19 protein-coding genes are annotated in these 23,408 nt (G+C 61.5%); 5 read left to right on the top strand and 14 right to left on the bottom strand.

Features of this window, described 5'->3' with window-relative positions; all coding sequences use genetic code 11:
* Position 1: 1 nt before the first annotated feature.
* The 7 genes from truA to leuC form a co-directional block, all read right to left on the bottom strand.
* Entirely contained in the window at positions 2 to 868 is an 867-nt protein-coding gene (truA, locus tag Q8M42_RS12805) for a tRNA pseudouridine(38-40) synthase TruA (RefSeq protein WP_304864231.1), read from the bottom strand.
* Positions 869 to 871: 3 nt separating this feature from the next.
* Complete coding sequence (locus Q8M42_RS12810; RefSeq protein ID WP_304864233.1) at positions 872 to 3,697, bottom strand: FimV/HubP family polar landmark protein; 2,826 nt, start codon at positions 3,695 to 3,697, stop codon at positions 872 to 874.
* 154 nt (positions 3,698 to 3,851) lie between these two features.
* Positions 3,852 to 4,862 (bottom strand): aspartate-semialdehyde dehydrogenase, encoded by a 1,011-nt coding sequence (locus tag Q8M42_RS12815; RefSeq protein ID WP_304864236.1) that lies wholly within the window; start codon positions 4,860 to 4,862, stop codon positions 3,852 to 3,854.
* Between the two features lie 144 nt (positions 4,863 to 5,006).
* Complete coding sequence (gene asd / locus Q8M42_RS12820) at positions 5,007 to 6,119, bottom strand: aspartate-semialdehyde dehydrogenase (protein ID WP_069521323.1); 1,113 nt, start codon at positions 6,117 to 6,119, stop codon at positions 5,007 to 5,009.
* Positions 6,120 to 6,173: 54 nt separating this feature from the next.
* On the bottom strand, positions 6,174 to 7,256 hold the full coding sequence (gene leuB, locus Q8M42_RS12825; RefSeq protein ID WP_304864243.1) for a 3-isopropylmalate dehydrogenase: 1,083 nt from the start codon (positions 7,254 to 7,256) through the stop codon (positions 6,174 to 6,176).
* Positions 7,257 to 7,306: 50 nt separating this feature from the next.
* Positions 7,307 to 7,954, bottom strand: coding sequence for a 3-isopropylmalate dehydratase small subunit (gene leuD, locus Q8M42_RS12830; RefSeq protein WP_304864245.1), 648 nt, complete (start codon positions 7,952 to 7,954; stop codon positions 7,307 to 7,309).
* A gap of 10 nt (positions 7,955 to 7,964) precedes the next feature.
* Entirely contained in the window at positions 7,965 to 9,392 is a 1,428-nt protein-coding gene (gene leuC, locus Q8M42_RS12835; protein WP_304864247.1) for a 3-isopropylmalate dehydratase large subunit, read from the bottom strand.
* A gap of 181 nt (positions 9,393 to 9,573) precedes the next feature.
* Between leuC and Q8M42_RS12840 the strand changes: the two genes are divergently transcribed.
* Entirely contained in the window at positions 9,574 to 10,467 is an 894-nt protein-coding gene (locus Q8M42_RS12840; protein ID WP_304864249.1) for a LysR family transcriptional regulator, read from the top strand.
* Between the two features lie 103 nt (positions 10,468 to 10,570).
* The gene (locus Q8M42_RS12845) at positions 10,571 to 13,870 is read left to right on the top strand and encodes a PAS domain S-box protein (protein ID WP_304864251.1); all 3,300 of its coding nucleotides are present in this window, start codon (positions 10,571 to 10,573) and stop codon (positions 13,868 to 13,870) included.
* A 48-nt stretch (positions 13,871 to 13,918) separates the two neighbouring features.
* On the opposite strand, the gene Q8M42_RS12850 is transcribed toward Q8M42_RS12845, so the two are convergent.
* Positions 13,919 to 14,365, bottom strand: coding sequence for an Hsp20 family protein (locus Q8M42_RS12850; protein ID WP_304864255.1), 447 nt, complete (start codon positions 14,363 to 14,365; stop codon positions 13,919 to 13,921).
* A gap of 129 nt (positions 14,366 to 14,494) precedes the next feature.
* Here Q8M42_RS12850 and Q8M42_RS12855 point away from each other — a divergent pair, with 129 nt between their 5' ends.
* The gene (locus Q8M42_RS12855) at positions 14,495 to 15,241 is read left to right on the top strand and encodes an SDR family oxidoreductase (RefSeq protein ID WP_304864257.1); all 747 of its coding nucleotides are present in this window, start codon (positions 14,495 to 14,497) and stop codon (positions 15,239 to 15,241) included.
* 156 nt (positions 15,242 to 15,397) lie between these two features.
* Here the strand turns inward: Q8M42_RS12855 and Q8M42_RS12860 are convergent, their stop codons facing one another.
* The gene (locus Q8M42_RS12860) at positions 15,398 to 16,378 is read right to left on the bottom strand and encodes a tRNA-dihydrouridine synthase (RefSeq protein ID WP_304864259.1); all 981 of its coding nucleotides are present in this window, start codon (positions 16,376 to 16,378) and stop codon (positions 15,398 to 15,400) included.
* A 146-nt stretch (positions 16,379 to 16,524) separates the two neighbouring features.
* Here Q8M42_RS12860 and Q8M42_RS12865 point away from each other — a divergent pair, with 146 nt between their 5' ends.
* Positions 16,525 to 16,911 carry a hypothetical protein gene (locus Q8M42_RS12865; protein WP_304864261.1) on the top strand — a complete coding sequence of 129 codons (387 nt, stop codon included), beginning with the start codon at positions 16,525 to 16,527 and terminating at the stop codon, positions 16,909 to 16,911.
* A gap of 3 nt (positions 16,912 to 16,914) precedes the next feature.
* On the opposite strand, the gene Q8M42_RS12870 is transcribed toward Q8M42_RS12865, so the two are convergent.
* The 4 genes from Q8M42_RS12870 to Q8M42_RS12885 all read right to left on the bottom strand — a co-directional run bounded on the left by Q8M42_RS12870 (position 16,915) and on the right by Q8M42_RS12885 (position 20,638).
* A complete protein-coding gene (locus Q8M42_RS12870; protein ID WP_304864264.1) occupies positions 16,915 to 17,364 on the bottom strand; it encodes a thioesterase family protein in 450 nt (149 codons plus the stop codon).
* On the bottom strand, positions 17,361 to 18,011 hold the full coding sequence (locus tag Q8M42_RS12875) for a bifunctional 4-hydroxy-2-oxoglutarate aldolase/2-dehydro-3-deoxy-phosphogluconate aldolase (RefSeq protein ID WP_275963083.1): 651 nt from the start codon (positions 18,009 to 18,011) through the stop codon (positions 17,361 to 17,363). The genes Q8M42_RS12870 and Q8M42_RS12875 overlap by 4 nt, the downstream gene beginning before the upstream one ends.
* A 36-nt stretch (positions 18,012 to 18,047) precedes the next feature.
* A complete protein-coding gene (gene edd / locus Q8M42_RS12880; protein ID WP_304864482.1) occupies positions 18,048 to 19,856 on the bottom strand; it encodes a phosphogluconate dehydratase in 1,809 nt (602 codons plus the stop codon).
* 101 nt (positions 19,857 to 19,957) lie between these two features.
* Positions 19,958 to 20,638: a 6-phosphogluconolactonase gene (locus Q8M42_RS12885; RefSeq protein WP_304864266.1), complete on the bottom strand. Its 681-nt coding sequence runs from the start codon at positions 20,636 to 20,638 to the stop codon at positions 19,958 to 19,960.
* 85 nt (positions 20,639 to 20,723) lie between these two features.
* Between Q8M42_RS12885 and Q8M42_RS12890 the strand changes: the two genes are divergently transcribed.
* Positions 20,724 to 22,595, top strand: a complete 1,872-nt coding sequence (locus tag Q8M42_RS12890) for a diguanylate cyclase (protein WP_304864268.1) — start codon at positions 20,724 to 20,726, stop codon at positions 22,593 to 22,595.
* Here Q8M42_RS12890 and Q8M42_RS12895 read toward each other — a convergent pair.
* Entirely contained in the window at positions 22,565 to 23,404 is an 840-nt protein-coding gene (locus Q8M42_RS12895; protein ID WP_304864270.1) for an alpha/beta fold hydrolase, read from the bottom strand. The genes Q8M42_RS12890 and Q8M42_RS12895 overlap by 31 nt on opposite strands.
* Positions 23,405 to 23,408 lie beyond the last annotated feature (4 nt).

The raw sequence follows: 23,408 nt of genomic DNA on the forward strand, positions 1-23,408 counted from the left end.
TTCAGGCGTCAGCCGCCACATCCGGCAAGCCAGAAAGAAAGTGCGGACCCAGATAGCGCTTGGGCAAGTCGAACTCCTCGGGGTAATCAACCTGCACCAGGTACAAGCCATAGGGATGCGCAGTCACTCCACCGGTACGCCGCACGCGGGTTTCCAGCACTTCCTGCGCCCACTCAACCGGCCGCTCGCCCGTGCCAATGGTCATCAGTACCCCGGCGATATTGCGCACCATATGATGCAGAAAGGCATTGGCGCGGATATCCAGCACGATAAAGCGCCCGTACTGCAGCAACTCCAGGTGGTGCACGGTCTTGATCGGCGACTTGGCCTGACACTGCCGCGCGCGGAAGGCGCTGAAATCATGGGTGCCGATAAATGCGCGGGAAGCCTGACGCATGCGCTCGACATCCAGCGGCCGATGATTCCAGGTGACTTCTTCAGCCATATGCGCCGGGCGAATCTGGTCGTTATAAATCACATAACGGTAGCGCCGTGCCTGGGCGCAGAAGCGCGCATCAAAGTGCGCCGGCATCGACTTGGCCCAGGTCACACTGATATCACCGGGCAGATTCATATTCGCACCCATAACCCAGGCATGCATGGAGCGCTCGACCGGGGTATTGAAATGCACCACCTGGGCACTGGCATGCACCAGTGCATCGGTACGCCCGGCGCAGCTCAGGGTCACGGGAACACCACCAGCTACTTTCGCCAGGGCTTTTTCCAGCGATTCCTGAATTGAAGGCACACCAGCGCGCTGGCGCTGAAAGCCGCGATAACGCGAACCTTTGTACTCGACACCCAGGGCTATCTTGAAAACGCCAACGGCAGCCGAATCGGCTGCCGTTGTAGTAAGACCATCAGACATGTATCAGACCAATTTAGCGATCAGCTCACGCGCTTCATTTTGCTGACCTTCGTTACCTTCGGTGATGACTTCATCGAGGATATCGCGAGCACCTTCGGTATCGCCCATGTCGATGTAGGCGCGAGCCAGATCGAGCTTGGTTGCCGTCTCGTCGGTACCCGAGAGGAAGTCGAAGTCATCGTCATTATCCATGCCGGACGAGGCAGTACTTGCCGGCATACCCAGATCAGCAGGCTGATCCAGATCATCAGACAGCAGATCCAGTTCGGCGCTGACTTCATCCAACTGAGCTGCGAAGCTGTCGCTGGATGGCTGCGCAGGCGCCTCATCATTCAGCGACAGATCGAAATCAGCCGACAGGTCGAAATCACCGCCCGCCTGCTCACTCGGCAGATCAAAACCTGGCTCAGCCGCTACCGGCGATGCACTTGGCTCGTCATCCAGACTCAGCAGGAAGTCATCTTCAGCAGCCGCAGCTGGCTTGGCCGGGGCATCCAGATCCAGGCTGAAATCAGCCAGATCACCACTCAGATCCAGACCGCTATCGCCGCTATCAGCCAGACTCAGGTCAAAACCCAGGTCGTCGTCTTTGTTATCGGCTTGCTCAACTGGCGAGCTGAAATCCAGATCGCTATCGAGCGACAGGCTGTCCAGATCATCAAGGGACGCATTGTTACCGGCAGCTTGCAGATCGCGATCCAGCTCGGACTCAAGATCATCCAGGCTCAGATCGAATGCATCGTCCTGATCGCCAGCAACGGCTTTCGGGCTCGGCTCGTCCAGGGCCAGATCGTCCAGACTGAAGCTGTCCAGATTTTCTTCAGCTGCCGCCGCGGCAAAACCGGCGCCAGCAGCAACGGCCATGGCTGGGTAGCGGGCCTTGATCTGATCAAGCTCAGCGGCACTGCCACCGATCTCACGCAGCTCGTTGTCCTGACGGGCGAAACCATTGCGGTCGCCCATCTCGGCATAGACTTCCATCAATTTCAGGCGCAGATCACTGCGCTGCGGCTCATCATTGATAGCGCCTTGCAGCAGCTCAGCAGCCTGAGGGAAACGGCCATAGGCGATGTAGATATCCGCCTCGCCCAGCGCATCACCGGTTTGTGCGGTCACACGTTCTTCGCTCGGCAGATCGCTTTGCTGACCACCCAAGTCATCAGCCACACCGGCAAAGCTGTCATCCGGCATATCCAGGCCAGCGCCCAGATCGGACGAGCCATCATCAGCCGCCAGACTCTCCTGCAACTCGGCTTCTTTCAACGCATTGCGGCGCGACAGCATCATCAGCGCAATCAGCAATATCAGCAGCGCACCACCACCTGCAGCGCCCAGCAACATCGGGTTGGCCAGCAGATCATCAATAGTGCTGCTTTCAGCTTGCGGCTCGGCCACTACCGGTGCTTCGACAACTGGGGCAACGGGGGTTACCGGCGCTGGCTCGGGAGCAGCAACCGGGGCTGGCTCAGGCACCGCTACTGGCGCAACGGCTTCCGGCTGAGCAGCAGGCTCTTCACTGTAATTAAAATCCGTCTCGCCAGTTGCGGCAGGCACTACGGGAGTAGCAGCAGCTGGATCTTGTGGCGCGGATTGTGGGGCAGACTCAACTGGAGCAACCGGTGTTGCTTCTGGAGCGACAGGGACAGCAGGGGCAACAGCCGGAGCCTGACCTTGCGCAGCAAGATCAGCCTGCAGCTTGGCCATCTGGTCGTCTTTTAACTGGATCAGACGCTGCAGTTTGTCGAGTTGGCTCTGCAGATCCGTCATGCGGCCTTTCAGCTCAGCGTTTTCACGACGGCTGGAGTCCAGGCTTTCCTGGGTTACGGCTAATTTGTCGGTCAGTGCTTTGCTGTCGGCGGCACCCTTGTCGCTGCCAGCAGTGGCTTTACCGCTATCAGCAGCAACCAGTTTCAGGCTATCGCCGGCTTCAACCTTGGCTGGAGTCGCGGCGGCGCTGGTGCGTTTGGTGGCATCCAGCTGACGAGCGCTGGCGGCAACACTGCGCCCTTCACGCCAGGCGGCATTCTGTTCGGTAACCTGAGCCAGGGCTTCGCCCTGAGCACGGCTCTTGACCTGCTGCTCATCCGGCAGGCGCAGTACCTGGCCGCTTTTCAGGCGGTTGATATTGCCGCCGATAAAGGCATCCGGGTTCAGATCCTGGATCGCCAGCATGGCCTGATGCACACTACCGCCAGCACGCGCACGCTGGGCAATTTCCCAGAGAGTGTCGTTGGCAGTGGTTTTGTATTCATTGCCTTGCAGCGGTTTGACCGCTGGCGCAGCAGGTGCTGCGGGAGCCGCAGGCGCTGCTGGCTGGGCCGCAGCAGTCGCTGGGCGCGGCGCAGGGGCTGGGGCTGGGGCTTGTACACGTGGTACCGGCGCGGCTACAGGCATCTGCGCGGCTGCAGGAATAACGCTTTGCGGGGTATACAGCGGCGGATCAAGCAACAGGGTGTATTCACGCAGCAAACGGCCATTCGGCCAGAGCACTTCAACCAGGAAGTTCAGGTAAGGCTCACGCATAGGTTTGCTGGAGGTCACCCGAATGACGCTTTTGCCATTGGGCTTGAGTACCGGGGTGAATTTCAGGTCAGTCAGGAAGAACTGACGATCAACGCCGGCTTTATTGAATGCTTCTGGGGACGCCAAGGTCGGTATAACTTCATTGGAAGCCAGGTCACGCACCTCCAGCAACTCAATTTCAGCCACCAACGGCTGATTGAGCGCCGATTGCAGGGTCACTTCACCCAGCCCCAGCGCGTGCGCCATACCGGATGACAGCGCCGAAGCAGCTGCGATTGCCAGCACCAGTTTGCGAACCCGAACCATAGCGTTATCCCTTGTTTTATCTTTTTTTCTCGACCAGCGAGAGGATGTTGAACATTGCTGCCTGCCACGTCCGAAAACGCAACCCCATTCAGCAATCAACTCAGCCAGTATTGCCAAGCTCGAAAGATTCTTCAAATTTCTAGGTAAGTATCTTTTACAGATAGTGTTTTATCAACAACTCGGCTAATTGCACAGCATTTAGCGCTGCGCCTTTTCTCACGTTATCAGACGCAATCCACAAATTGAGTTCGGCTGGATCAGCCAAACCGGCACGCACCCGGCCAACATAGACCACATCCTGGCCGACGGCGTCGCCGACGGCGGTTGGATAATCATCCAATTCCACCAATTCCAGAGCCGGCGCGGCGTCCAGAGCGGCGTACACCTGCTTCAGGTCGATGGCCGACTCGGCCTGCAGTGAAACGCTCAGGCTGTCGCCAAAAAACACCGGAACCTGAATACAGGTCACTGCAACCTGCAAATCGGGCAATGCCAGTAACTCCTTGAGCTCGCCGGCAATCTGCCGTTCCAGCGCTGCGTGCCCTGCGCTATCGGTCTGCTCGACCTGCGCCAGCAGATTGAAGGCCATTTGCCGATCAAACAGCTGCGGCTCGAATGCTCGCCCATTGAGCAGCTCGGCGGTTTGCCGCGCCAACTCGGACACCCCTTCCCGCCCGCGACTGGAGACAGCCAGGCAGGCCGTCACGCTCACCCGCTGAATGCGGACTTTTTCAGGCAAAGCCGCCAGCACGGCGGCCAGCGCAATACCCGGGGCACTTGGACTGGTCAGCAGATAGGGCGCGGACAGACTCGCTAATACGGCAGGATTTACCTCGGGAATCACTCGTGGCGCCTGCGCAGCGGGCAAACCACTGGCCAGATCAATTACCGCGCAGCCCGCCGCAGCGGCCTGGGCCGCGTACTTCTGGGTCACCTTGCTACCGGCAGCCAAGAACACCAGTCGCACACTGGCAAAGTCGAAGGTTTCCAGATCACGTACGCGCAGGTTCTTGCCCTTATAGGACAAGGAGCGCCCGGCCGACTCACCGCTGGCCACCAGATGCAGATTGGCCACCGGGAACTCGCGCTCTTCCAGCAGCTGCACCAGGGTTTCGCCAACGCTGCCGGTGGCGCCAATAACGGCAATATCGAAGGTACGGGTCATGACAAGGCTCGAACAAATAAGCCCAGCACTGTATAGACGCACCAGACAAATGCAAAGGAGCGGACTGCTGAACGCTCGATTTGATTCGAACACCCAGCAGTCCGCCCCTCTTGGACAGTTTGCTTACCTATCAGCGCAGCGCGATCAACGCTCCAGCAGGATGCGCAGCATACGCCGCAGCGGCTCAGCCGCGCCCCACAACAGCTGATCGCCGACGGTGAACGCGCCGAGGTACTGCGAGCCCATATTGAGTTTGCGCAGACGACCAACCGGCACACTCAGGGTGCCCGTCACAGCAGTCGGGCCCAGCTCGCGAATACTTGCTTCACGCTGGTTCGGCACCAGCTTGACCCAAGGGTTGTGCTGGCTGATCAGGCCTTCGATGTCCGACAGTGGCACATCCTTGTTCAGCTTGATGGTCAGCGCCTGACTGTGGCAACGCATCGCGCCGATACGCACGCACAGACCATCGACCGGAATCGGGTTCTTGAAGCGACCGAGGATCTTGTTGGTTTCCGCCTGGCCCTTCCACTCTTCACGGCTCTGGCCGTTCGGCAGTTCCTTGTCGATATAGGGGATCAGGCTACCGGCCAGCGGCACGCCAAAGTTGTCGACCGGGAACGATTCACCACGCATGGCTTCGGCCACTTTGCGGTCGATATCCAGAATGGCGCTTGCTGGGTCAGCCAGCTCATCAGCCACAGAAGCATTGATCGCGCCCATCTGCTTGATCAGCTCACGCATATTCTGCGCGCCGGCGCCGGATGCCGCCTGGTAGGTCATGGCGCTCATCCACTCGACTAGGCCGGCTTCATACAGACCGCCCAGGGCCATCAGCATCAGGCTGACGGTGCAGTTGCCACCGATGTAGTTCTTGGTGCCGGCATCCAGCTGCTGATCGATCACCTTGCGGTTGACCGGGTCGAGCACGATAACCGAGCTGTCGTCCATGCGCAGGCTGGAGGCAGCATCAATCCAGTAACCCTGCCAACCGGCTTCACGCAGCTTGGGGAAGACTTCGCTGGTGTAGTCGCCACCTTGGCAGGTGAGAATCACGTCCAGGCTTTTCAGCTCGTCAATGCTGTAGGCGTCCTTCAAAGGCGCCGTCTCCTTGCCAATCGCCGGGCCTTGGCCGCCGACATTGGAGGTGGTGAAGAACACCGGCTCGATCAAGTCGAAATCCTGTTCTTCCAGCATGCGTTGCATCAGCACGGAACCGACCATGCCGCGCCAACCGATCAGACCTACACGTTTCATAACCACTACACCTATATAAGCTGACCACCGGAGTCCTCCGGCGGGCCAGGAAGATTACAGACTACGCAGCGCTTCGACTACCGCGTCACCCATCGCCGCGGTGCCGACCTTGGTTGTACCCGCGCTGTAGATATCGCCGGTGCGCAGGCCCTGATCGAGCACCTTGCTCACGGCCAGTTCGATGGCATCAGCTGCAGCCGTTTGATTGAAGCTGTAACGCAGCATCATCGACACCGACAGAATGGTCGCCAATGGGTTGGCAATGCCCTGCCCGGCGATATCCGGCGCGCTGCCGTGGCACGGCTCATACATGCCTTTGTTGTTGGCATCCAGCGACGCCGACGGCAGCATGCCGATGGAGCCAGTGAGCATCGAGGCTTCATCCGAGAGGATGTCGCCGAACATATTGTCGGTCACCATCACGTCGAACTGCTTCGGCGCACGTACCAGCTGCATCGCAGCGTTGTCGACGTACATGTGGCTGAGTTCGACGTCCGGATAATCCTTGGCCACTTCAATCACTACGGCGCGCCACAACTGGCTGGAGGCCAGTACGTTGGCTTTGTCCACCGAGCAGAGCTTCTTGCCACGCACGCGGGCCATGTCGAAGCCGACGCGGGCGATACGACGGATTTCGCTCTCGCTGTACGGCAGGGTGTCGTAGGCCATGCGCTCGCCGTTTTCCAGCACCTTGCTCTCGCGCGGCTGACCGAAATAGATGCCGCCGGTCAGCTCACGCACGATGAGGATATCCAGGCCAGCAACGATTTCGCGCTTGAGGCTGGAAGCATCGGCCAGCTGCGGGTAGAGAATCGCCGGACGCAGGTTGCCGAACAGGCCCAGCTGCGAACGAATTTTCAACAGACCACGCTCCGGACGAATCGCCGGATCAATAGCGTCCCACTTCGGGCCGCCTACGGCGCCGAGCAGAATGGCATCGGCCGCCTTGGCGCGCGCCAGGGTTTCGTCAGCCAGCGGCACGCCGTAACGGTCGATGGCCGCGCCACCGAGGTCATCGAAACTCAGTTCGAAACCCAGGTTGTACTTATCGTTGGCCAGTTCCAGCACCTTGACCGCTTCGGCCATGATTTCCGGGCCGATACCGTCGCCGGGGAGAATCAGAATCTGCTTGGACATACTTTTCTCAACTCATTGATCGGCGAGTGACGCATGCACTCGCCCACTGATTACTTGATTGCGCCGAACAGCCAAGGGCTGCGCTGCTGATAGGTGGTTTCAAAGGTCTTGATCGCGTCACTGTCCTGCAGGGTCAGGCCGATATCGTCCAGACCATTGAGCAGGCAATGCTTGCGGAAGGCATCGACCTCAAAGCTGTACTGCACGCCATCCGGACGGGTCACGGTTTGCGCGGCCAGGTCGACGGTCAGCTGATAGCCGACCGTGGCTTCCGCCTGCTGGAACAGCGCGTCGACCTCGTCTTCCTTAAGGATGATCGGCAGCAGGCCGTTCTTGAAGCTGTTGTTGAAGAAGATATCGGCAAAGCTCGGCGCGATGATGGTGCGGAAACCATATTCCTCAAGCGCCCAAGGCGCGTGCTCGCGGGATGAACCGCAACCGAAGTTCTCCCGCGCCAGCAGCACGCTGGCACCCTGGTAACGCGCAAAGTTCAGTACGAACTCCTGATTCACCGGGCGCTTGGAGTTGTCTTGGTTCGGCTGGCCAACATCGTGGTAACGCCACTCATCGAACAGGTTCGGGCCGAAGCCTGAGCGCTTGATCGACTTCAAGAACTGCTTGGGGATGATCTGGTCGGTGTCGACGTTGGCACGATCCAGTGGAGCGACCAGGCCGGTGTGTTGAGTAAAGGCTTTCATCGTCAGCTCCTTAGGCCTGGATCAATTCGCGGACATCGATAAAGCGGCCGGTCACTGCCGCCGCCGCCGCCATGGCAGGGCTGACCAGGTGCGTACGCCCACCGGCACCCTGACGGCCTTCGAAGTTGCGGTTGGAGGTGGACGCGCAATGCTCGCCACTGCCGAGTTTGTCCGGGTTCATCGCCAGGCACATGGAGCAGCCCGGCTCGCGCCATTCAAAACCGGCTTCGATAAAGATGTGGTGCAACCCTTCCTGTTCCGCCTGGGCTTTGACCAAGCCGGAGCCCGGCACCACCATCGCCTGTTTGATGGTGCTGGCGACCTTGCGGCCCTTGGCCACTTCAGCAGCAGCGCGCAGGTCTTCAATCCGCGAATTGGTGCAGGAGCCGATAAATACGCGATCCAGCTGGATATCAGTGATCGCCTGATTGGCCTGCAAACCCATGTATTTCAGGGCGCGGGTAATCGAGTCCTTCTTCACCGGATCGTTTTCGGCGGCCGGGTCCGGCACGTTCTGATCGACAGCCAGCACCATTTCCGGCGAAGTACCCCAGCTCACTTGCGGCTTGATGTCTTCGGCACGTAATTCGACCACAGTGTCGAAATGCGCATCAGCGTCGGACACCAGGTCCTGCCACTGCGCCACGGCGGCGGCCCAATCGGCGCCTTTCGGGGCAAACGGACGGCCTTCGACGTAGGCGATGGTCTTCTCATCTACCGCCACCAAGCCGACGCGGGCACCGGCTTCGATGGACATATTGCAGATGGTCATGCGCCCTTCCAGCGACAGGTCGCGGATTGCGCTACCGGTGAACTCCAGGGCATGGCCATTGCCGCCAGCGGTGCCGATCTTGCCGATTACCGCGAGGACGATGTCTTTGGCGGTCACGCCAAACGGCAGCTTGCCTTCGACCGCAACCTTCATGTTCTTCATCTTCTTGGCCACCAGACACTGGGTCGCCAACACATGCTCGACCTCGGAGGTGCCGATGCCGTGAGCCAGCGCGCCGAATGCGCCGTGGGTCGAGGTGTGCGAGTCGCCGCAGACCACGGTCATGCCCGGCAAGGTGGCACCCTGCTCCGGGCCGACCACGTGGACGATGCCCTGGCGGATGTCGTTCATCTTGAACTCGAGGATGCCGAAGTCATCGCAGTTCTCATCCAGGGTTTGCACCTGAATGCGCGACACTTCATCAGCAATGGCTTCCAGACCGCCCTGACGCTCGGCCTTAGTGGTCGGCACGTTGTGGTCCGGGGTGGCGATGTTGGCGTCGATGCGCCACGGTTTGCGGTTGGCCAGACGCAAGCCCTCAAAGGCCTGGGGCGAGGTCACTTCGTGGAGGATATGCCGGTCGATGTAGATCAGCGACGAACCATCGTCGCGGCGCTTCACTTCGTGCATTTCCCAGAGCTTGTCGTACAGCGTTTTGCCAGCCATCCGCTTTCCCTCATCAACCTGTTTCTATGCCTGGGCAAATAGCCCTTTGGCTTATGGGGTAATCCTATGGGCTTGAATTAAATTACTCAAATTCATATTTTTCATCCAAAGGATTCCTAACTGGAATACAAGTAAGCTTGAGCAGCGCCTATTGCACTCACCCACTGCCAGGAACAGCCGCATGGATCTCGCCACCCTCAATGCCTTTATTGCCATCGCCGAGCTGGGCAGCTTCTCCGAGGCAGCGGAACGCCTGCACCTGACCCAACCGGCGGTGAGCAAACGCATCGCCAGCCTGGAGCAGCAGCTGAGTGTGCGCCTGTTTGATCGCCTGGGCCGCGAGGTGAGCCTGACCGAGGCCGGCCGCGCCCTGCTGCCGCGGGCCTACCAGATTCTCAATGTGCTCGATGATACGCGCCGCGCGCTGACCAACCTGAATGGCGAGATCAGCGGTCGCCTGACCCTCGCCACCAGCCACCATATCGGCCTGCATCGCCTGCCGCCGCTGCTGCGCGCCTTTACCCGGGCGCACCCGCAGGTGGCGCTGGATATTCAGTTCCTCGATTCAGAGGTGGCCTATGAAGAAGTCCTGCATGGCCGCGCTGAGCTGGCAGTCATCACCCTGGCCCCGGAAACCCGTGAGCCGGTGCATGCGGTGGCCGTGTGGGACGATCCGCTGGACTTCGTCGCCGCTCCCGAGCATCCGCTGGCACGCAGCCAGCTCATCAGCCTGGCCGATGTGGCGCATCACCCGGCGGTCTTTCCCGGCGGCAACACCTTTACCCACTATATTGTGCGGCGCCTGTTCGAGGCCCAGGGGCTGACGCCGAATATCGCCATGAGCACCAACTACCTGGAAACCATCAAGATGATGGTGTCCATCGGCCTGGCCTGGAGCGTACTACCGCGTACCATGCTCGACGATCAGGTCGCACGCCTGCCGTTGCCGGGCATCCAGTTGACCCGCCAACTGGGCTATATCAGCCACACCGAACGCACCCTTTCCAACGCCGCGCGGGCCTTTATGAACCTGCTGGATGCCCAGCGTGATGGCCTTGCAATGGCCAGCGACTAAGGGCTAACGTGGGCTTATAACGATAAGAAAGGTTTCTGCATGACTCAGCCCCGTTGCTCAGCCAAAGGCCAGGAAACCCACGCATGCAAAGGAAGCGTTGGTCGTGGCTAAATCCAGTGATCGCCGTCCGCCACTGCCGTTTATCCCGGCACTGGACCCTGCCGAATTCGAAAGCACCTGGAACGATGCCCCACGCCTGTTGCGTGCCCTCAACGGCGCCAAACTGGGCACCTGGTACTGGGACATCGAAAGCGGCCGGGTCAGCTGGTCACGCGGCGCCCAGGCCTTGTTCGGCCTCGACCCCAAGCAGCCGCTGGAAAAACGCATCGACTACATCGAGCTGATTCCCGAGGAAGACCGCCCCGATGTACTGCGCCTGTTCGAGCAACTGCTCGCCGGCAACCCGAGCAACCGCGCCTTTCGCCACCGTATTCGCTGGCCAGATGGCAGCCTGCATTGGCTGGAAATCAGTGGCAGCCTGCAGTTGGATGCCGATGGCAAGCAGCGAGTTATTGGCGTCATCCGCGACATCAGCAACCAGCAAGCCCGCGAGCAGGCGCTGCGCAGCAGCGAGGAAAAATTCGCCCAGGCCTTCAACTACAGTCCCGACGCGGTGGTCATCACCGAGAAATCCAGCGGACGCTTTATCGAGATCAATGCCGGCTTCGAGCGACAATTTGGCTGGACCAGCGAACAGACCCTGGGCCGCACCTCGCTGGAAATGGGTATCTGGGCCTGCCTGAAAGACCGCCAGCGGATGATGGATGCGGTCAAAAGCAACACCCTCAACGGCCTGGAAGTACCGCTTTACCACCGCGATGGCAGCATCCGCAGAAACCTGCTGTTTGGCGGCGAAATACTTCTGGAAGGTATCCCCTGCCTGGTCCTGTCGCTGCGTGATATCACCCAACAGCGCCAGCAGGAACAGGACCTGCACGACAGCCAGGAGCGCCTGAATCTGGCCCTGGACTCGGCCGACCTCGGCACCTGGGACTGGCACATCCCCAGCAATATGCTGTTTGGCTCGGCCCGCGCCTCAAAGCTGCACGGTCTGGCGGACGAGCCCTTTCATGACGACTTCCGCAAGTTCTTCAGCTTTGTTCCGCTGGAAGACCGCCACGCCATGCGCAAGCACTTTAACAACCTGGCGCTGGGCCTGACCGAGGAATACCAGGTCACCTACCGCGCGGTGTACGGCAACCAGGACGTGCATTACCTGGAAAGCACCGCCAAGCTCTACCGCGATGCCGATGGCAAGCCCGAGCGCATGGCCGGCATTCTTATCGACATCAGCGAGCGGGTGCGCCGCGAACAGAGCCTGGCCGCCTCCGAAGCCAAATTCGCCAACCTGTTCCAGGCCAGCCCCGACCCCGTCGCCCTGACCACCCTGCCGGACGGCGTGGGCATGGAAATCAACGCAAGCTTCAGTCAGACCTTCGGCTGGCAGCCCGAGGAAGTGATTGGGCACACAATGACTGAGCTGAACTTCTGGGCTGACCTTAAGGTGCGGGCCGCGCTGTACGACAAGCTCGAACGCGACAAAAGCCTGCACAACGAAGTAGCGGATTACCTCGATAAACAGGGCCGAGTGATCACCTGCGTGGTTTCATCCAGGCCCATGCTGCTGAACAACCAGCGCTGCATCCTCACCACCTTCCGCGACATCAGCGAGCGGCAGAAAGCCCAGGCTGCACTGCAGGCCAGCCAGGAAAAGTTTGCCCTGGCGTTCCACTCCAGCCCCGACGCCATCACCATTACCGAACGCGACAGCGGCCGCTATATCGAAGTCAACGAAGGCTTCGGCCGCCTGACCGGTTACACCCCCGACGAGGTGATCGGCCGCAGCGCCATGGAGCTCAATGTCTGGGCAGACCTGGCTGAGCGTGATGCGATGGTGCAGAAGCTGCAGCGCGACGGCCATGTCTACCACATGGAAATGCACGGCAAGCACCGCGATGGCACGGTCAAGCTGGTCGAGGTGTCGGTTGAACCCATCGAGCTCAACAAAACCCCCTGCCTGCTGCTCACCGCACGCGACATCAGCGAGCTCAAGGCAGCCCAGGCCCAGGTGCAGCACCTGGCCTACCACGACTCGCTGACCAACCTGCCCAACCGCGCCCTGCTGCTCGACCGCCTGACCCAGCAGATATCCCTGCTCAAGCGCCACGAACTGCGCGGCGCCCTGCTGTTTATCGACCTCGATCACTTCAAGCACATCAATGACTCACTCGGCCATCCGGTCGGTGATGCCGTGCTCAAGCTGGTCACCGCACGCCTGGAAGCCAGCGTGCGCCAGGAAGACACCGTGGCGCGCCTGGGCGGTGACGAATTTGTCGTGCTGATCTCCGGCCTGGAAGGCAAACGCTCGAAAGTAGTCCAGCAGGTCCGCGCTCTGGCAGAAAAACTGCGCCACCTGCTGGCCGAACCGATGCTGCTCGACGGCCATCAACTGCAAGTCACCCCGAGCATCGGCATCGCCTTGATTCCCGACCATGGCGACACCCCCTCGGATCTGCTCAAGCGCGCCGATATCGCCCTCTACCGGGCCAAGGATTCCGGGCGCAACTGCATCCAGCTGTTTCGCAACACCATGCAGAAAGCCGCCAGCGAACGCCTGCGCCTGGAAAACGACCTGCGCCTGGCGCTCGCCCGAGGTGAGTTCGAGCTGCACTTTCAGCCCCAGGTGGATGCGCGCAACAACCAGATCATTGGCGCCGAAGCCCTGCTGCGCTGGATGCACCCGACCCTGGGCGCGCAGTCACCGGCGCTGTTTATCCATGTGCTCGAAGAAAGCGGGCTGATTCTCGAAGTCGGCGGCTGGGTGCTCGCCGAAGCCTGCCACGCCTGCGCCCAACTGCTTGAGCAGGGCATGGTCAGCGCCGCGCAGTTCAGCCTGTGCGTGAATATCAGCCCTCGGCAATTTCGCCAGAATGATTTTGTCGAACGGGTGGAAAGCAGCCTGACCAGCAGCCACCTGCCGCCGCACATGCTCAAGCTGGAAATCACCGAAGGCATCGTGATCCAGAATATCGACGACACCATCGCCAAGATGAACCGCCTCAAGCGCCTCGGCGTGACCTTTGCCATGGACGATTTCGGCACCGGCTACAGCTCGCTGACCTACCTCAAGCGACTGCCGGTGGATGTGCTGAAGATCGACCAGTCCTTCGTGCGCGACGCCACCCTGGATGCCAACGACGCGGAAATCATCCGCGCCATCGTCGCCATGGCCCGCAGCCTGGGCCTGGACATGATTGCCGAAGGCGTCGAGCAAACCGACCAGCTGGAATTCCTCCAGCAACAGGGCTGCCATCACTACCAGGGCTACCTGTTCAGCCGGCCAGTGCCGCTGCCGCAGTTCCGCCAGCTGTTGCACGACAACCGCATACCGGCGCCCCTGTAAAACAACAAGGGCACCCGTAGGTGCCCTTGTTGTTAAAGGCGTGGCAGCTTAACTCTGCAGCACGGTGCGGCTGCCCCCAATCGGAATGCGCTTGGCTTTGGCCTCTTCCGGCACGATGCGTACCAGGTCGATATTCAGCAGGCCGTTGACCAGGCTGGCGGCCTTGACCTCGATATGGTCGGCCAGGCGGAACGACAGCTTGAACGCACGCTGGGCGATGCCTTGGTACAGATAGGTGACGTTCTCGGCACTGGTGTCGCGCTTGCCGCCGGTAACGGTCAGCACCCCGCGCTCGACCTGCAGCTCCAGGTCATCTTCCTGGAAGCCCGCCGCGGCGACCACGATGCGGTATTGATCGTCGGCATACTTCTCGACGTTGTAGGGTGGGTAGCTGCTGCCCGCCTCGTTGCGCATGGCCGACTCGAACAAATCATTGAAACGGTCGAAGCCAACGGACTGACGGAACAGCGGGGTCATGGAAAATGCAGTGCTCATAATTAAATCTCCTGAAAATCAGCGAGTGGTTAATCGCGAGACCCGACTTCGGCATCCCGCATGACTAAAAATGTGGCTATTCAGGTAGATTTCAAGCCTCTGCAAAATTTTCTTACAGGGAGCAATTCGATGAGCAAGGTCATGCTGATCACCGGCGCCAGTCGCGGCATTGGCGCCGCCACCGCCAGGCTGGCGGCCGCTCAGGGCTACGCGCTGTGCCTGAATTACCACCGGCAACAGGCAGCGGCCGAGGCGCTGGTGGGCGAGATCACCCAGGCGGGCGGTCAAGCCATCGCCGTACAGGCCGATGTGGCCGATGAAGGCCAGGTAATGCAACTGTTCACCCGCCTCGATCAGCACTTTGGCCGCCTCGATGTACTGGTCAACAACGCCGGCATACTGGAAACCCAAATGCGTTTGCAGCAGATGGCGCTGGCGCGCTGGCAACGGGTATTCGCCACCAATGTGTTCGGCAGTTTTCTCTGCTGCCGTGAGGCGATCAAACGCATGTCGACGCGCCAGGGCGGCAACGGCGGCGCCATCGTTAATCTGTCCTCGGCGGCCGCGCGGCTCGGCGCACCCGGCGAGTACATTGACTACGCAGCCGCCAAAGGCGCGATCGACAGCATGACCCTGGGCCTGGCCAAGGAAGTTGCGGCCGAGGGTATTCGCGTCAATGCGGTGCGCCCAGGGGTGATTGAGACTGAGATTCACGCCAGCGGCGGTGAGCCGGCGCGGGTCGCGCGGGTCAGCCAGAGTGTACCCATGGGCCGTGGCGGTTTGGCCAGTGAAGTGGCTGAAGCGATTCTCTGGTTGGCCAGCGAGCAGGCGTCCTACACCAGCGGCGCGCTGCTGGATGTTAGCGGCGGGCGCTAACCGCGACGATGGCGTGCGCCGCACTGAATACCGTTTTCGGTCTGGCACTATGTAGCCCGCCTAAATTCATAGAGCAGGCCCTGGTGCAATCCGGGTTAGCGAACTCCCGGATTGCGCTGCGCTTATCCGGGCTACAGGCTCAGGCTCGATAAAGAGTCAGGCGCTCGCCTGCTCGGCACGCTCAGGCTCGATAAAGTCGATACCGAGCAGACCATCGATACGCAGGCAGTCGCTTTCACGGCGCAGCAGGTTGAACAGCTCGGTGGCTTCGGGGTAGCTGCGGGTCAGCATGGCCAGCCATTGCTTGAGCCGCCCCGGTGCGTAGCGTGGCGACATCTTGCGCCGCGCCTGCAGCCAGAAATCCGCCAGCAGCGGCTGCAGTTCGGCCCAACTCATGGGCACAACATCCTGCCCGGCCTTGGCGGCAGCGATCTGCCGGGCCAGGTCCGGGCGCGCGACCAGGCCACGGCCAAGCATGATGTCCTCAACCCCGCTGACCTCACGGCAACGCCGCCAGTCACCCAGGGTCCAGATCTCGCCATTGGCAAATACCGGCACCTTCACCGCTTCCTGCACCCGCGCCACCCACTCCCAATGCGCCGGCGGCTTGTAGCCTTCGACCTTGGTCCGCGCGTGCACCACGATCTGCGCTGCGCCGCCATCGGCCAGCGCCTGGGCGCACTCCAGGGCGTAATCCTTGTGATCAAAACCCAGGCGCATCTTCGCCGTGACTGGAATCGCTGCCGGCACCGCACGGCGCACCTCGCGGACGATGGCATGCAGCAGTTCGGGCTCTTTCAGCAGTACAGCGCCACCACGGGATTTGTTCACGGTCTTGGCGGGACAACCGAAATTGAGGTCAATCACCGGCGCGCCCAGGGTGCAGGCAAAGGCGGCGTTATCGGCCAGGCAGGCCGGATCGGAGCCGAGGAACTGCACGCGCAGCGGCGTGCCAGCGGCCGTTTGCGCGCCGCTGAACAATTCCGGTGCGAGCTTCTCGTAGCTACTGACCGGCAACACCCGCTCGGTGACCCGAATAAATTCTGTCACGCACCAGTCGATGCCGCCGACCTGGGTCAGCACATCGCGAAGGATTTCGTCGACCAACCCCTCCATCGGGGCCAGGGCGATTTGCATAGGACACACTCTCAAGAAAAACGCGCGACAGTTTAAGCTCAGTTACATCCGCTGGCACGCTACAGGCTGATAACAGCCTACAAATGGGGAACATCCAAGCGTTGTTGACGTCCACCAAAGGGTCAGTCAGCCAAAGGAGAGTTCTGATGCATCGCTTTGCCCTACCCGTCGCCCTCTATCTGAGTATGGCCATCGCCCATGCAGAAACCCAGGACGGCAGTCCATCGCAAAGGACCGAAAATAAACGCGCAGAGGTGACGCTCAGCCGGGATGACAGCGTGCCTCAAGGCTGCACAGCGGTGCTGAGCATCGACGAGGATGAAGTAGCCACCTTGAACAATGGCGACTCGGCCAGCCTTAGCCTGCCCGCTGGCAGTCCCTATCTGCGCGCCACCCTGAAAGAAGACCCAGCCTGTTCCTTGCAAGGCCTGGGCAGTGGTCAATCATTGCTGTTGGAACCTGGCAAGCAACTCAGCTTTACCCTGATGTATGGCAATGGTGCCTTGTTCTTTGCCCCGCAGCACGACCAGTGAATCTCAGAGCTGCATAGGGAAAGGCAGCTGCAGCGCCGCGCCATAACCCTCAACAAACTCTGGCGGCATGCGCTTGGGTTTACCGCTGGACAGCTCGATGCAGACAAAGGTGGTTTTCGCCCGTAACAGGGTCACGCCGTCTTCCGGGCGAATCAGCTGGAAGCGCCGGTCCATCTTCAGGCGCTGATCCGACTCGACAATCCAGGTGGCCATCTGCAGTTGCTGGTCTTCGTAGGCGCTGGCCAGGTAGTCGATCTCATGGCGCAGCACGGCCATGGCGCGGTCGAGGCGGCGGTACTCGGCCAGATCCAGCCCGAGAAACTGCGAATGGCGCCAGGCGCAGCGCTCCAGCCAACTGACGTAGACGGCGTTGTTGGCATGACCGAGGCCATCGATATCCTCCGCCGTGACCTGGATATCGATGACAAACGGATTGCTCAGCTCCCAGCTCATGCCGGCTGCTCCAGGCTACCGGCCAGGGCGCGGGCCTCGGCCGCCAATTGAGTGATCTGGTCCCAGGCGCGGGCGCGTACCAGGTTGCTTGGCGCGATCCAGGTGCCGCCAACGCAGGCCACGTTGGGCAGACGTAGGAAGCTCAGCAGGTTATCCGGGGTGACCCCACCGGTTGGGCAAAAACGAATGCCGGTGAACGGCCCTTTGAAGCTCTTGAGCATCTTGATGCTGGTGGCGCCATTGGCCGGGAACAATTTCAGCGAACGATAGCCGTACTCCAACGCCAGCAGCACTTCGGAGGGCGTCATCACCCCCGGCAAATAGGGCAAGCCGGAGTCTTCCGCCGCAGCGGCCAGGCGCTCGGTGCAGCCAGGGCTGACAGCGAACTGCGCCCCGGCGTCGCGGGCTTCGCTGAACTGCTCGGCATGAATCAGGGTGCCGGCGCCCACTAGCAGGTCCGGTAATTCCTTGCGCATCGCCGCCAGGGCATCCAGCGCGCCGGGGGTGCGCAGGGTTACTTCCAGCACGCGAATACCGCCGGCGTGCAGCGCACGGGCCAGGTCCACCGCCAGGCTGATATCGTCGATCACCAACACCGGCAACACCGGGCGGGCCTGTTGCAGCACCACATCCATCGTCAGGCTCATGCCTTGCTCCCCGCTCTCAAGATTCAATCGTCGCGTTCAGTCTTCAAACAGGCTGCTGGCGCCCTGCTCAGCCGAGCTAACCAGACGCCGCTGCGCGGCGAACATTTCCAGACCATAGCCCAACTCCAGCTCAGTACTGGCACAGGCCAGTGGCCGCGCGGCCAGTTGCTGCGCGCTCAACTCCACCTGCAGCAGCCCGTTTTGCGCATCCAGCACCAGCCAATCACCGTCCTGCAACCGCGCAAGGGCACCGCCTGCCGCCGCCTCCGGGGTGACGTGCAGGGCAGTGGAAACCTGCCCGGATGCGCCGGACATGCGCCCATCGGTAATCAGCGCGACACGCTGGCCGGCTTGCTGCAGATTGGCCAACAGCGGCATCAGTTTGTGCAGCTCAGGCATGCCATTGGCTTGTGGGCCTTGGAAGCGCACCACCAGCACCAGGTCACCTTGCAGCTCGCCAGCGCTGTAGGCGGCCTGCACGGCCGCTTCCGAATCGAAAATGCGCGCCTGGGCGCGGATTTGCCAGAACGCCGGGTCCACCGCCGAGGTTTTCAGGATGGCGCGGCCCAGGTTGCCGGTCAGCAGCACCAGCCCGCCCTCCTCGGCAAACGGCTCGGCGACCGGCCGGACAATATCGGGCGCAGGGCTCTGCGCCGGCAGCTCGCGCCAGGCCAAGCACTCGCCTTCCAGCCAGGGCTCGCGGGTATAAGCGTGTAAACCATGCCCGGCGGCGGTGGCGACATCGTTATGCAACAAGCCGGCGCCGAGCAGCTCACGCAGCAACCAGGCCGGCCCACCGGCGGCCTGAAACTGATTCACATCCGCCGCACCATTGGGGTAGACGCGCGCCAGCAGCGGTACGACCTTGGACAGTTCGGCGAAATCATCCCAGCTCAATTCATAACCAGCCGCCCGGGCAATGGCCGGCAGGTGCAGGGTGTGGTTGGTCGAACCGCCGCTGGCGAGCAAGGCCACCACCGCATTGATCAGCGCCCGCGCATCAATCTGTTGACCGACCGGTAAGTAACGTTCGCCCTGGCGGCTGTTGTGCGCCACCAGCCGCGCGGCTTCATCGGTCAGCGCATCACGCAGCGGCGTGTAGGGATGGATAAAGGCGCTGCCCGGTACGTGCAGGCCCATGGCTTCCATCAGCAGCTGATTGGTATTGGCGGTGCCGTAAAAGGTGCAGGTGCCGGCCTGGTGATAAGCAGCCAACTCGGCAGCCAGCAGCTCATCACGGCTGGCTTCGCCACGGGCGTAACGTTGGCGGACGGCGGCTTTTTCCTTGTTCGGCAGGCCCGACTGCATGGGCCCGGCCGGGACGAACACCGCCGGCAGGTGACCGAAATGCAGCGCGCCGATCAGCAAGCCGGGGACGATCTTGTCGCACACGCCGAGATACAGCGCGCCGTCAAAAATGCCGTGGGTCAAACCGATGGCAGCGGCCTGGGCAATCAGGTCACGGGAGAACAGCGACAGCTGCATGCCAGCCTCACCCTGGGTGATGCCATCACACATCGCCGGCACCCCGGCGGCGAACTGCGAGGTCGCGCCTGCCTTGGCCAGCGCCACTTTCAGGCGCTCGGGATACTCCCTGAGCGGTGAATGGGCCGAAAGCAGATCGTTATAGCTGGAGATGATCGCGACATGCGGTGAGCCGCCCTGCTTCATGATCAGCCGCGCATCCTCAGGCTGCGCGGCCAGGGCATGGGCCAGGTTGGAGCAACCCAGCGCCTGATGCGCGGTGCGCCCGGCGGCCAGGGCCAGGCGCTGCAAATAACGCTCGCGGCGTTTGGCCGAACGCGTTTCCAGTGCGGCGGTAACCTGCTCAACAACCGGATGCAACATGACGATTCCCTTTATCGGCGAGGTACAAGCTTGCAGTGTAACGGCTTAGCGCCTGCTTTAACGCAGCCGACCTACATGCAGCTGACCTTAATATCCGCTCAGGGTGCCCAGTAAATATTGACCGGCAACGGGCTGCGCTGCAGCCAGGCATACAGCGGTAACTCACGCGACGCGGGCTGATCGGCCAGCACCGCATCAATCAGCTCGCGCTTGCGCTCGCCGAACGCCAGCAAACCCAGCCACTGGCCACGCTGCAGCATGGCCAGATTTAGCGACAGTCGTTCTCGCGGTTCCTGCGGCGCCAGGGCTGGCAAGGCTGCAGGTTTAGCCAGCGGATCAAGCGCGCCCGCCAGGTCAGGCATAGCGGGAAACAGCGAGGCGATATGGCCGTCTTCACCCATACCCAGCAGCACCGCGCTAAACGGCGGCCACTGCGCCAGTTGCTCACCCCAGGTCAACGCCGCCTGCGCCAGCGTTTCGCCCTGGCGTGGGTCCAGGCAATTAGCGTTCGGTAGCCCCTGATGCAACAGCAGCCAATTACTCTCGGCTGCCTGCGCCGCCACCCAGCGTTCATCACTGGGGCTGAGGTCGATGCGTTGACTCTCCAGTTGCTGCGCCAGCAAAGGCAACAAGGCTTGCGGACTGCTGCCGCCGGGCAGGATCAGCCCGGCGCGGGGCTGTTGCGCCAGCGTGGCCTGAATCTGCGCCAGCAGGTCGGCGGCCAGCGCATGCAGACAAGCGTCGCGCTGAGCATGGCAATGCAGCAAATTTTGGCTCATAAGCAACCCCGGCTAAGCTATCGGTATGTCATAAGGCCGCGCAATAATGCACCTTTGTCGTGTCCGCCAACATCCTTGCCATGGAATGCCTCTTTTGATTGTGTTGCTGCGCGTACTTCTACTGCTGTTGCTGCCGGCACTGGCGCAGGCCACCAGCCTGCCGCTGCTGGCCAGCGACACGCCGCTGCTGCCTGGCCCAGTTATGCAGGTGTGGGCCGACCCCGAAGGCCTGGCGGACATCCACAGCGTTCGCCAGTTACCTGAATCGGCCTGGCAGCCGGTGGCCCGTCGCGATGCCAGTTTCGGCTACAGCACACACGCCTACTGGCTACGTTTCAGCCTGCACAACCCGGCGGATAACGCCATCAACTGGGTGCTGTTGATCGGTAATCCACTGCTCGACACCCTGGACGCCTACGGCCTGGACGACGGCCGGGTGTATCAGGCCGGCGACCAGCGGCCATTCCACCAGCGCTGGGTCAATCACCGCCAACTGGTGCTGCCATTCAGCCTGGCAGCCGGAGAAGAACGCGAGCTGATCCTGCGCATGCAGACCGACGGCTCGGCCAACCTCAGCGCCAGCCTGATGAGCGCGCAAGCGTTCAACCAGCACGAACAACGCATGCTGCTGTTACAGGGCCTGTTTTTCGGCGCGCTGCTGGTGATGATGATCTACAACCTGTCGATCTTTATCATCACCCGCGACCGTAATTACCTGTGGTACAGCCTGTTTGTCGCCAGCTTTAGCCTCTACCAGTTCATCCAGCTGGGTTTTGCCCTGCAGTGGTTCTGGCCCGAGTCACTGGCCTGGCAGCAGATGAGTTTCCCGTTCAGCTCGGCGCTGGCGACGCTGTTCGGCGTGTTGTTCGCCTATGGCGTACTCGACCTCAAGAACCAGCACCCGGCTTACAGCAGGATCTGCCGCGGCCTGATTGGCAGCAGCCTGCTGGTAATGGCGCTGGCGTTGGTTGCGCCTTATCTCGTGGCTCTGATCGGCAGTTTCGTACTGCTGCTGGTCTGCGCGATTTTCGGCTGCATCTTCACGGTGCTGCGCTGGCGCGACGGCTACCCGCCGGCCAAGTTGTTCGCCCTTGGCTGGTCTGCCCTGATTATCGCCAGCCTGTTCAGCGTGCTCAGCGGCACCGGCCTGATCGCCAACTCCCTGCTGACCCTGCACGCCCAACAAATCGGCAGTCTGATTGAGCTGGTGATCTTCTCGATTGCCCTCGGTTCACGCATCCGCCTGGCGCAACACGCCCAGCAACGGGCTCAAGAGCAGCTATACGCCAATGAGCACCAACTGCGACTGGAACAGGCCAAGAGCCTGGATCTGCAGCAACAGATCAATGAAGGCCTGGAAGCCCGCGTAGAGGAGCGCACCGCGTCCTTGCAGCAGGCCCTGCAAGAGCTTTCTACCGCCAACCGCCAACTGGCCGAACTCAGCCGTCGTGACAGCCTGACTGGCCTGTTCAACCGCCAGGTGCTCAACGAAGAACTGGAGCGCATGCTCGCCCAGGCCAAACGCAGCCAGCGACCGCTCGCCATGCTGATGATGGACCTGGACCACTTCAAGAAGGTCAACGACCAGCACGGCCACCTGGTCGGCGACGCCTGCCTGCAGCACGCTGCCCTGCGCATGCAGCAGCGCATGCGCAGTAACGATCTGCTGGTGCGTTTTGGTGGTGAAGAGTTTGCCGCCGTGCTCTGCGACACCGAGCAAACTGGCGCGATGGACCTGGCCGAGCAGCTGCGTGCAGACCTGGCCAGCCACCCTTGCATGCACCAGGGCCTGAGTATCGACCTGAGCCTGAGCATCGGCGTCTATGCGCTGATTCCGGATGCAGGCAGCGACCGCGAACAGCTGCTACGCCACGCCGACCAGGCGCTGTATCAAGCCAAGGCCGCCGGGCGTAACAAGGTCATTGGTTACGAAACCAGCGCCTTGGACGATGCCTGACTCAGCGAGCCCAACAGCTCCAGCACCGCCTGCACCACCCGCGGATCAGCCAAGACACGCTGATGTCCACCGTTTTCCAGGCGCAGCAAGCGACTGTCAAACCAGCTCTGATGAATCGCCTCCGCCTCGCTGAACGGCACCATCGGATCGTCCACTGCATGCACGATCAAGCCGGGAAAATCCAGTTGGTAATGCGCGCTATCAAGCTGCCCAGCAGGAATCCCGGCCTTCTCCTCGACCAGCCGGACAAAGTGCGCGCGCGCCTGACGCGGCAGGCCCATATAGCGCGAGAAGCGCCGCAGCATGGTCAGAATCCGGCTGGGCGCGGCAATGCTCACCAACGCCTCGGTACGCAAGCCCAACTGGGTGGCCAGCAAGGCACTGGCGCCGCCCATGGAATGGCCAATCACCGCTTTCAGCGGTGGCAGCTCGCTGGCGGCCTCCAGCAAGGCGCGTGCAAACAGCACCACATTAGCTTCACGCCCAGGCGAACGACCGTGGGCCGGGGCATCCAGCGCCACCACACCGTAGCCGGCATTGACCAAGGCCTTGATCAGCTCGGCGAACTGCGTCGGCCGCCCTTCCCAACCATGCATCAGCAACACGGCCGGTCCGCTGCCCCAACGCAGCGCTGACAAACCGAAGCGCAGGGTGATGCGCTCGGCCTGCGCCAGCAATGGCAACTCCCAATCCCGCGGCGGCGAGGTGTGCGGCGTCATAAACTCCCGGCGCAACTTGCTGGCCAGGGCATGCGGTGCCAGCAGACCAATCGACGTATTGAAACCACGAACCCAGCTCATGCTATTCATTGCC

Source organism: Pseudomonas sp. (assembly GCF_030684895.1).
Classification (GTDB): domain Bacteria; phylum Pseudomonadota; class Gammaproteobacteria; order Pseudomonadales; family Pseudomonadaceae; genus Aquipseudomonas.

What these genes read in the sequence shown, in the direction of transcription:
- truA (WP_304864231.1), bottom strand. Translation starts at nt 868, where the DNA reads ATGTCTGATGGTCTTACTACAACGGCAGCCGATTCGGCTGCCGTTGGC.
- Q8M42_RS12810 (WP_304864233.1), bottom strand. Translation starts at nt 3,697, where the DNA reads ATGGTTCGGGTTCGCAAACTGGTGCTGGCAATCGCAGCTGCTTCGGCG.
- Q8M42_RS12815 (WP_304864236.1), bottom strand. Translation starts at nt 4,862, where the DNA reads ATGACCCGTACCTTCGATATTGCCGTTATTGGCGCCACCGGCAGCGTT.
- asd (WP_069521323.1), bottom strand. Translation starts at nt 6,119, where the DNA reads ATGAAACGTGTAGGTCTGATCGGTTGGCGCGGCATGGTCGGTTCCGTG.
- leuB (WP_304864243.1), bottom strand. Translation starts at nt 7,256, where the DNA reads ATGTCCAAGCAGATTCTGATTCTCCCCGGCGACGGTATCGGCCCGGAA.
- leuD (WP_304864245.1), bottom strand. Translation starts at nt 7,954, where the DNA reads ATGAAAGCCTTTACTCAACACACCGGCCTGGTCGCTCCACTGGATCGT.
- leuC (WP_304864247.1), bottom strand. Translation starts at nt 9,392, where the DNA reads ATGGCTGGCAAAACGCTGTACGACAAGCTCTGGGAAATGCACGAAGTG.
- Q8M42_RS12840 (WP_304864249.1), top strand. Translation starts at nt 9,574, where the DNA reads ATGGATCTCGCCACCCTCAATGCCTTTATTGCCATCGCCGAGCTGGGC.
- Q8M42_RS12850 (WP_304864255.1), bottom strand. Translation starts at nt 14,365, where the DNA reads ATGAGCACTGCATTTTCCATGACCCCGCTGTTCCGTCAGTCCGTTGGC.
- Q8M42_RS12855 (WP_304864257.1), top strand. Translation starts at nt 14,495, where the DNA reads ATGAGCAAGGTCATGCTGATCACCGGCGCCAGTCGCGGCATTGGCGCC.
- Q8M42_RS12860 (WP_304864259.1), bottom strand. Translation starts at nt 16,378, where the DNA reads ATGCAAATCGCCCTGGCCCCGATGGAGGGGTTGGTCGACGAAATCCTT.
- Q8M42_RS12865 (WP_304864261.1), top strand. Translation starts at nt 16,525, where the DNA reads ATGCATCGCTTTGCCCTACCCGTCGCCCTCTATCTGAGTATGGCCATC.
- Q8M42_RS12870 (WP_304864264.1), bottom strand. Translation starts at nt 17,364, where the DNA reads ATGAGCTGGGAGCTGAGCAATCCGTTTGTCATCGATATCCAGGTCACG.
- Q8M42_RS12875 (WP_275963083.1), bottom strand. Translation starts at nt 18,011, where the DNA reads ATGAGCCTGACGATGGATGTGGTGCTGCAACAGGCCCGCCCGGTGTTG.
- Q8M42_RS12885 (WP_304864266.1), bottom strand. Translation starts at nt 20,638, where the DNA reads ATGAGCCAAAATTTGCTGCATTGCCATGCTCAGCGCGACGCTTGTCTG.
- Q8M42_RS12890 (WP_304864268.1), top strand. Translation starts at nt 20,724, where the DNA reads ATGCCTCTTTTGATTGTGTTGCTGCGCGTACTTCTACTGCTGTTGCTG.
- Q8M42_RS12895 (WP_304864270.1), bottom strand. Translation starts at nt 23,404, where the DNA reads ATGAATAGCATGAGCTGGGTTCGTGGTTTCAATACGTCGATTGGTCTG.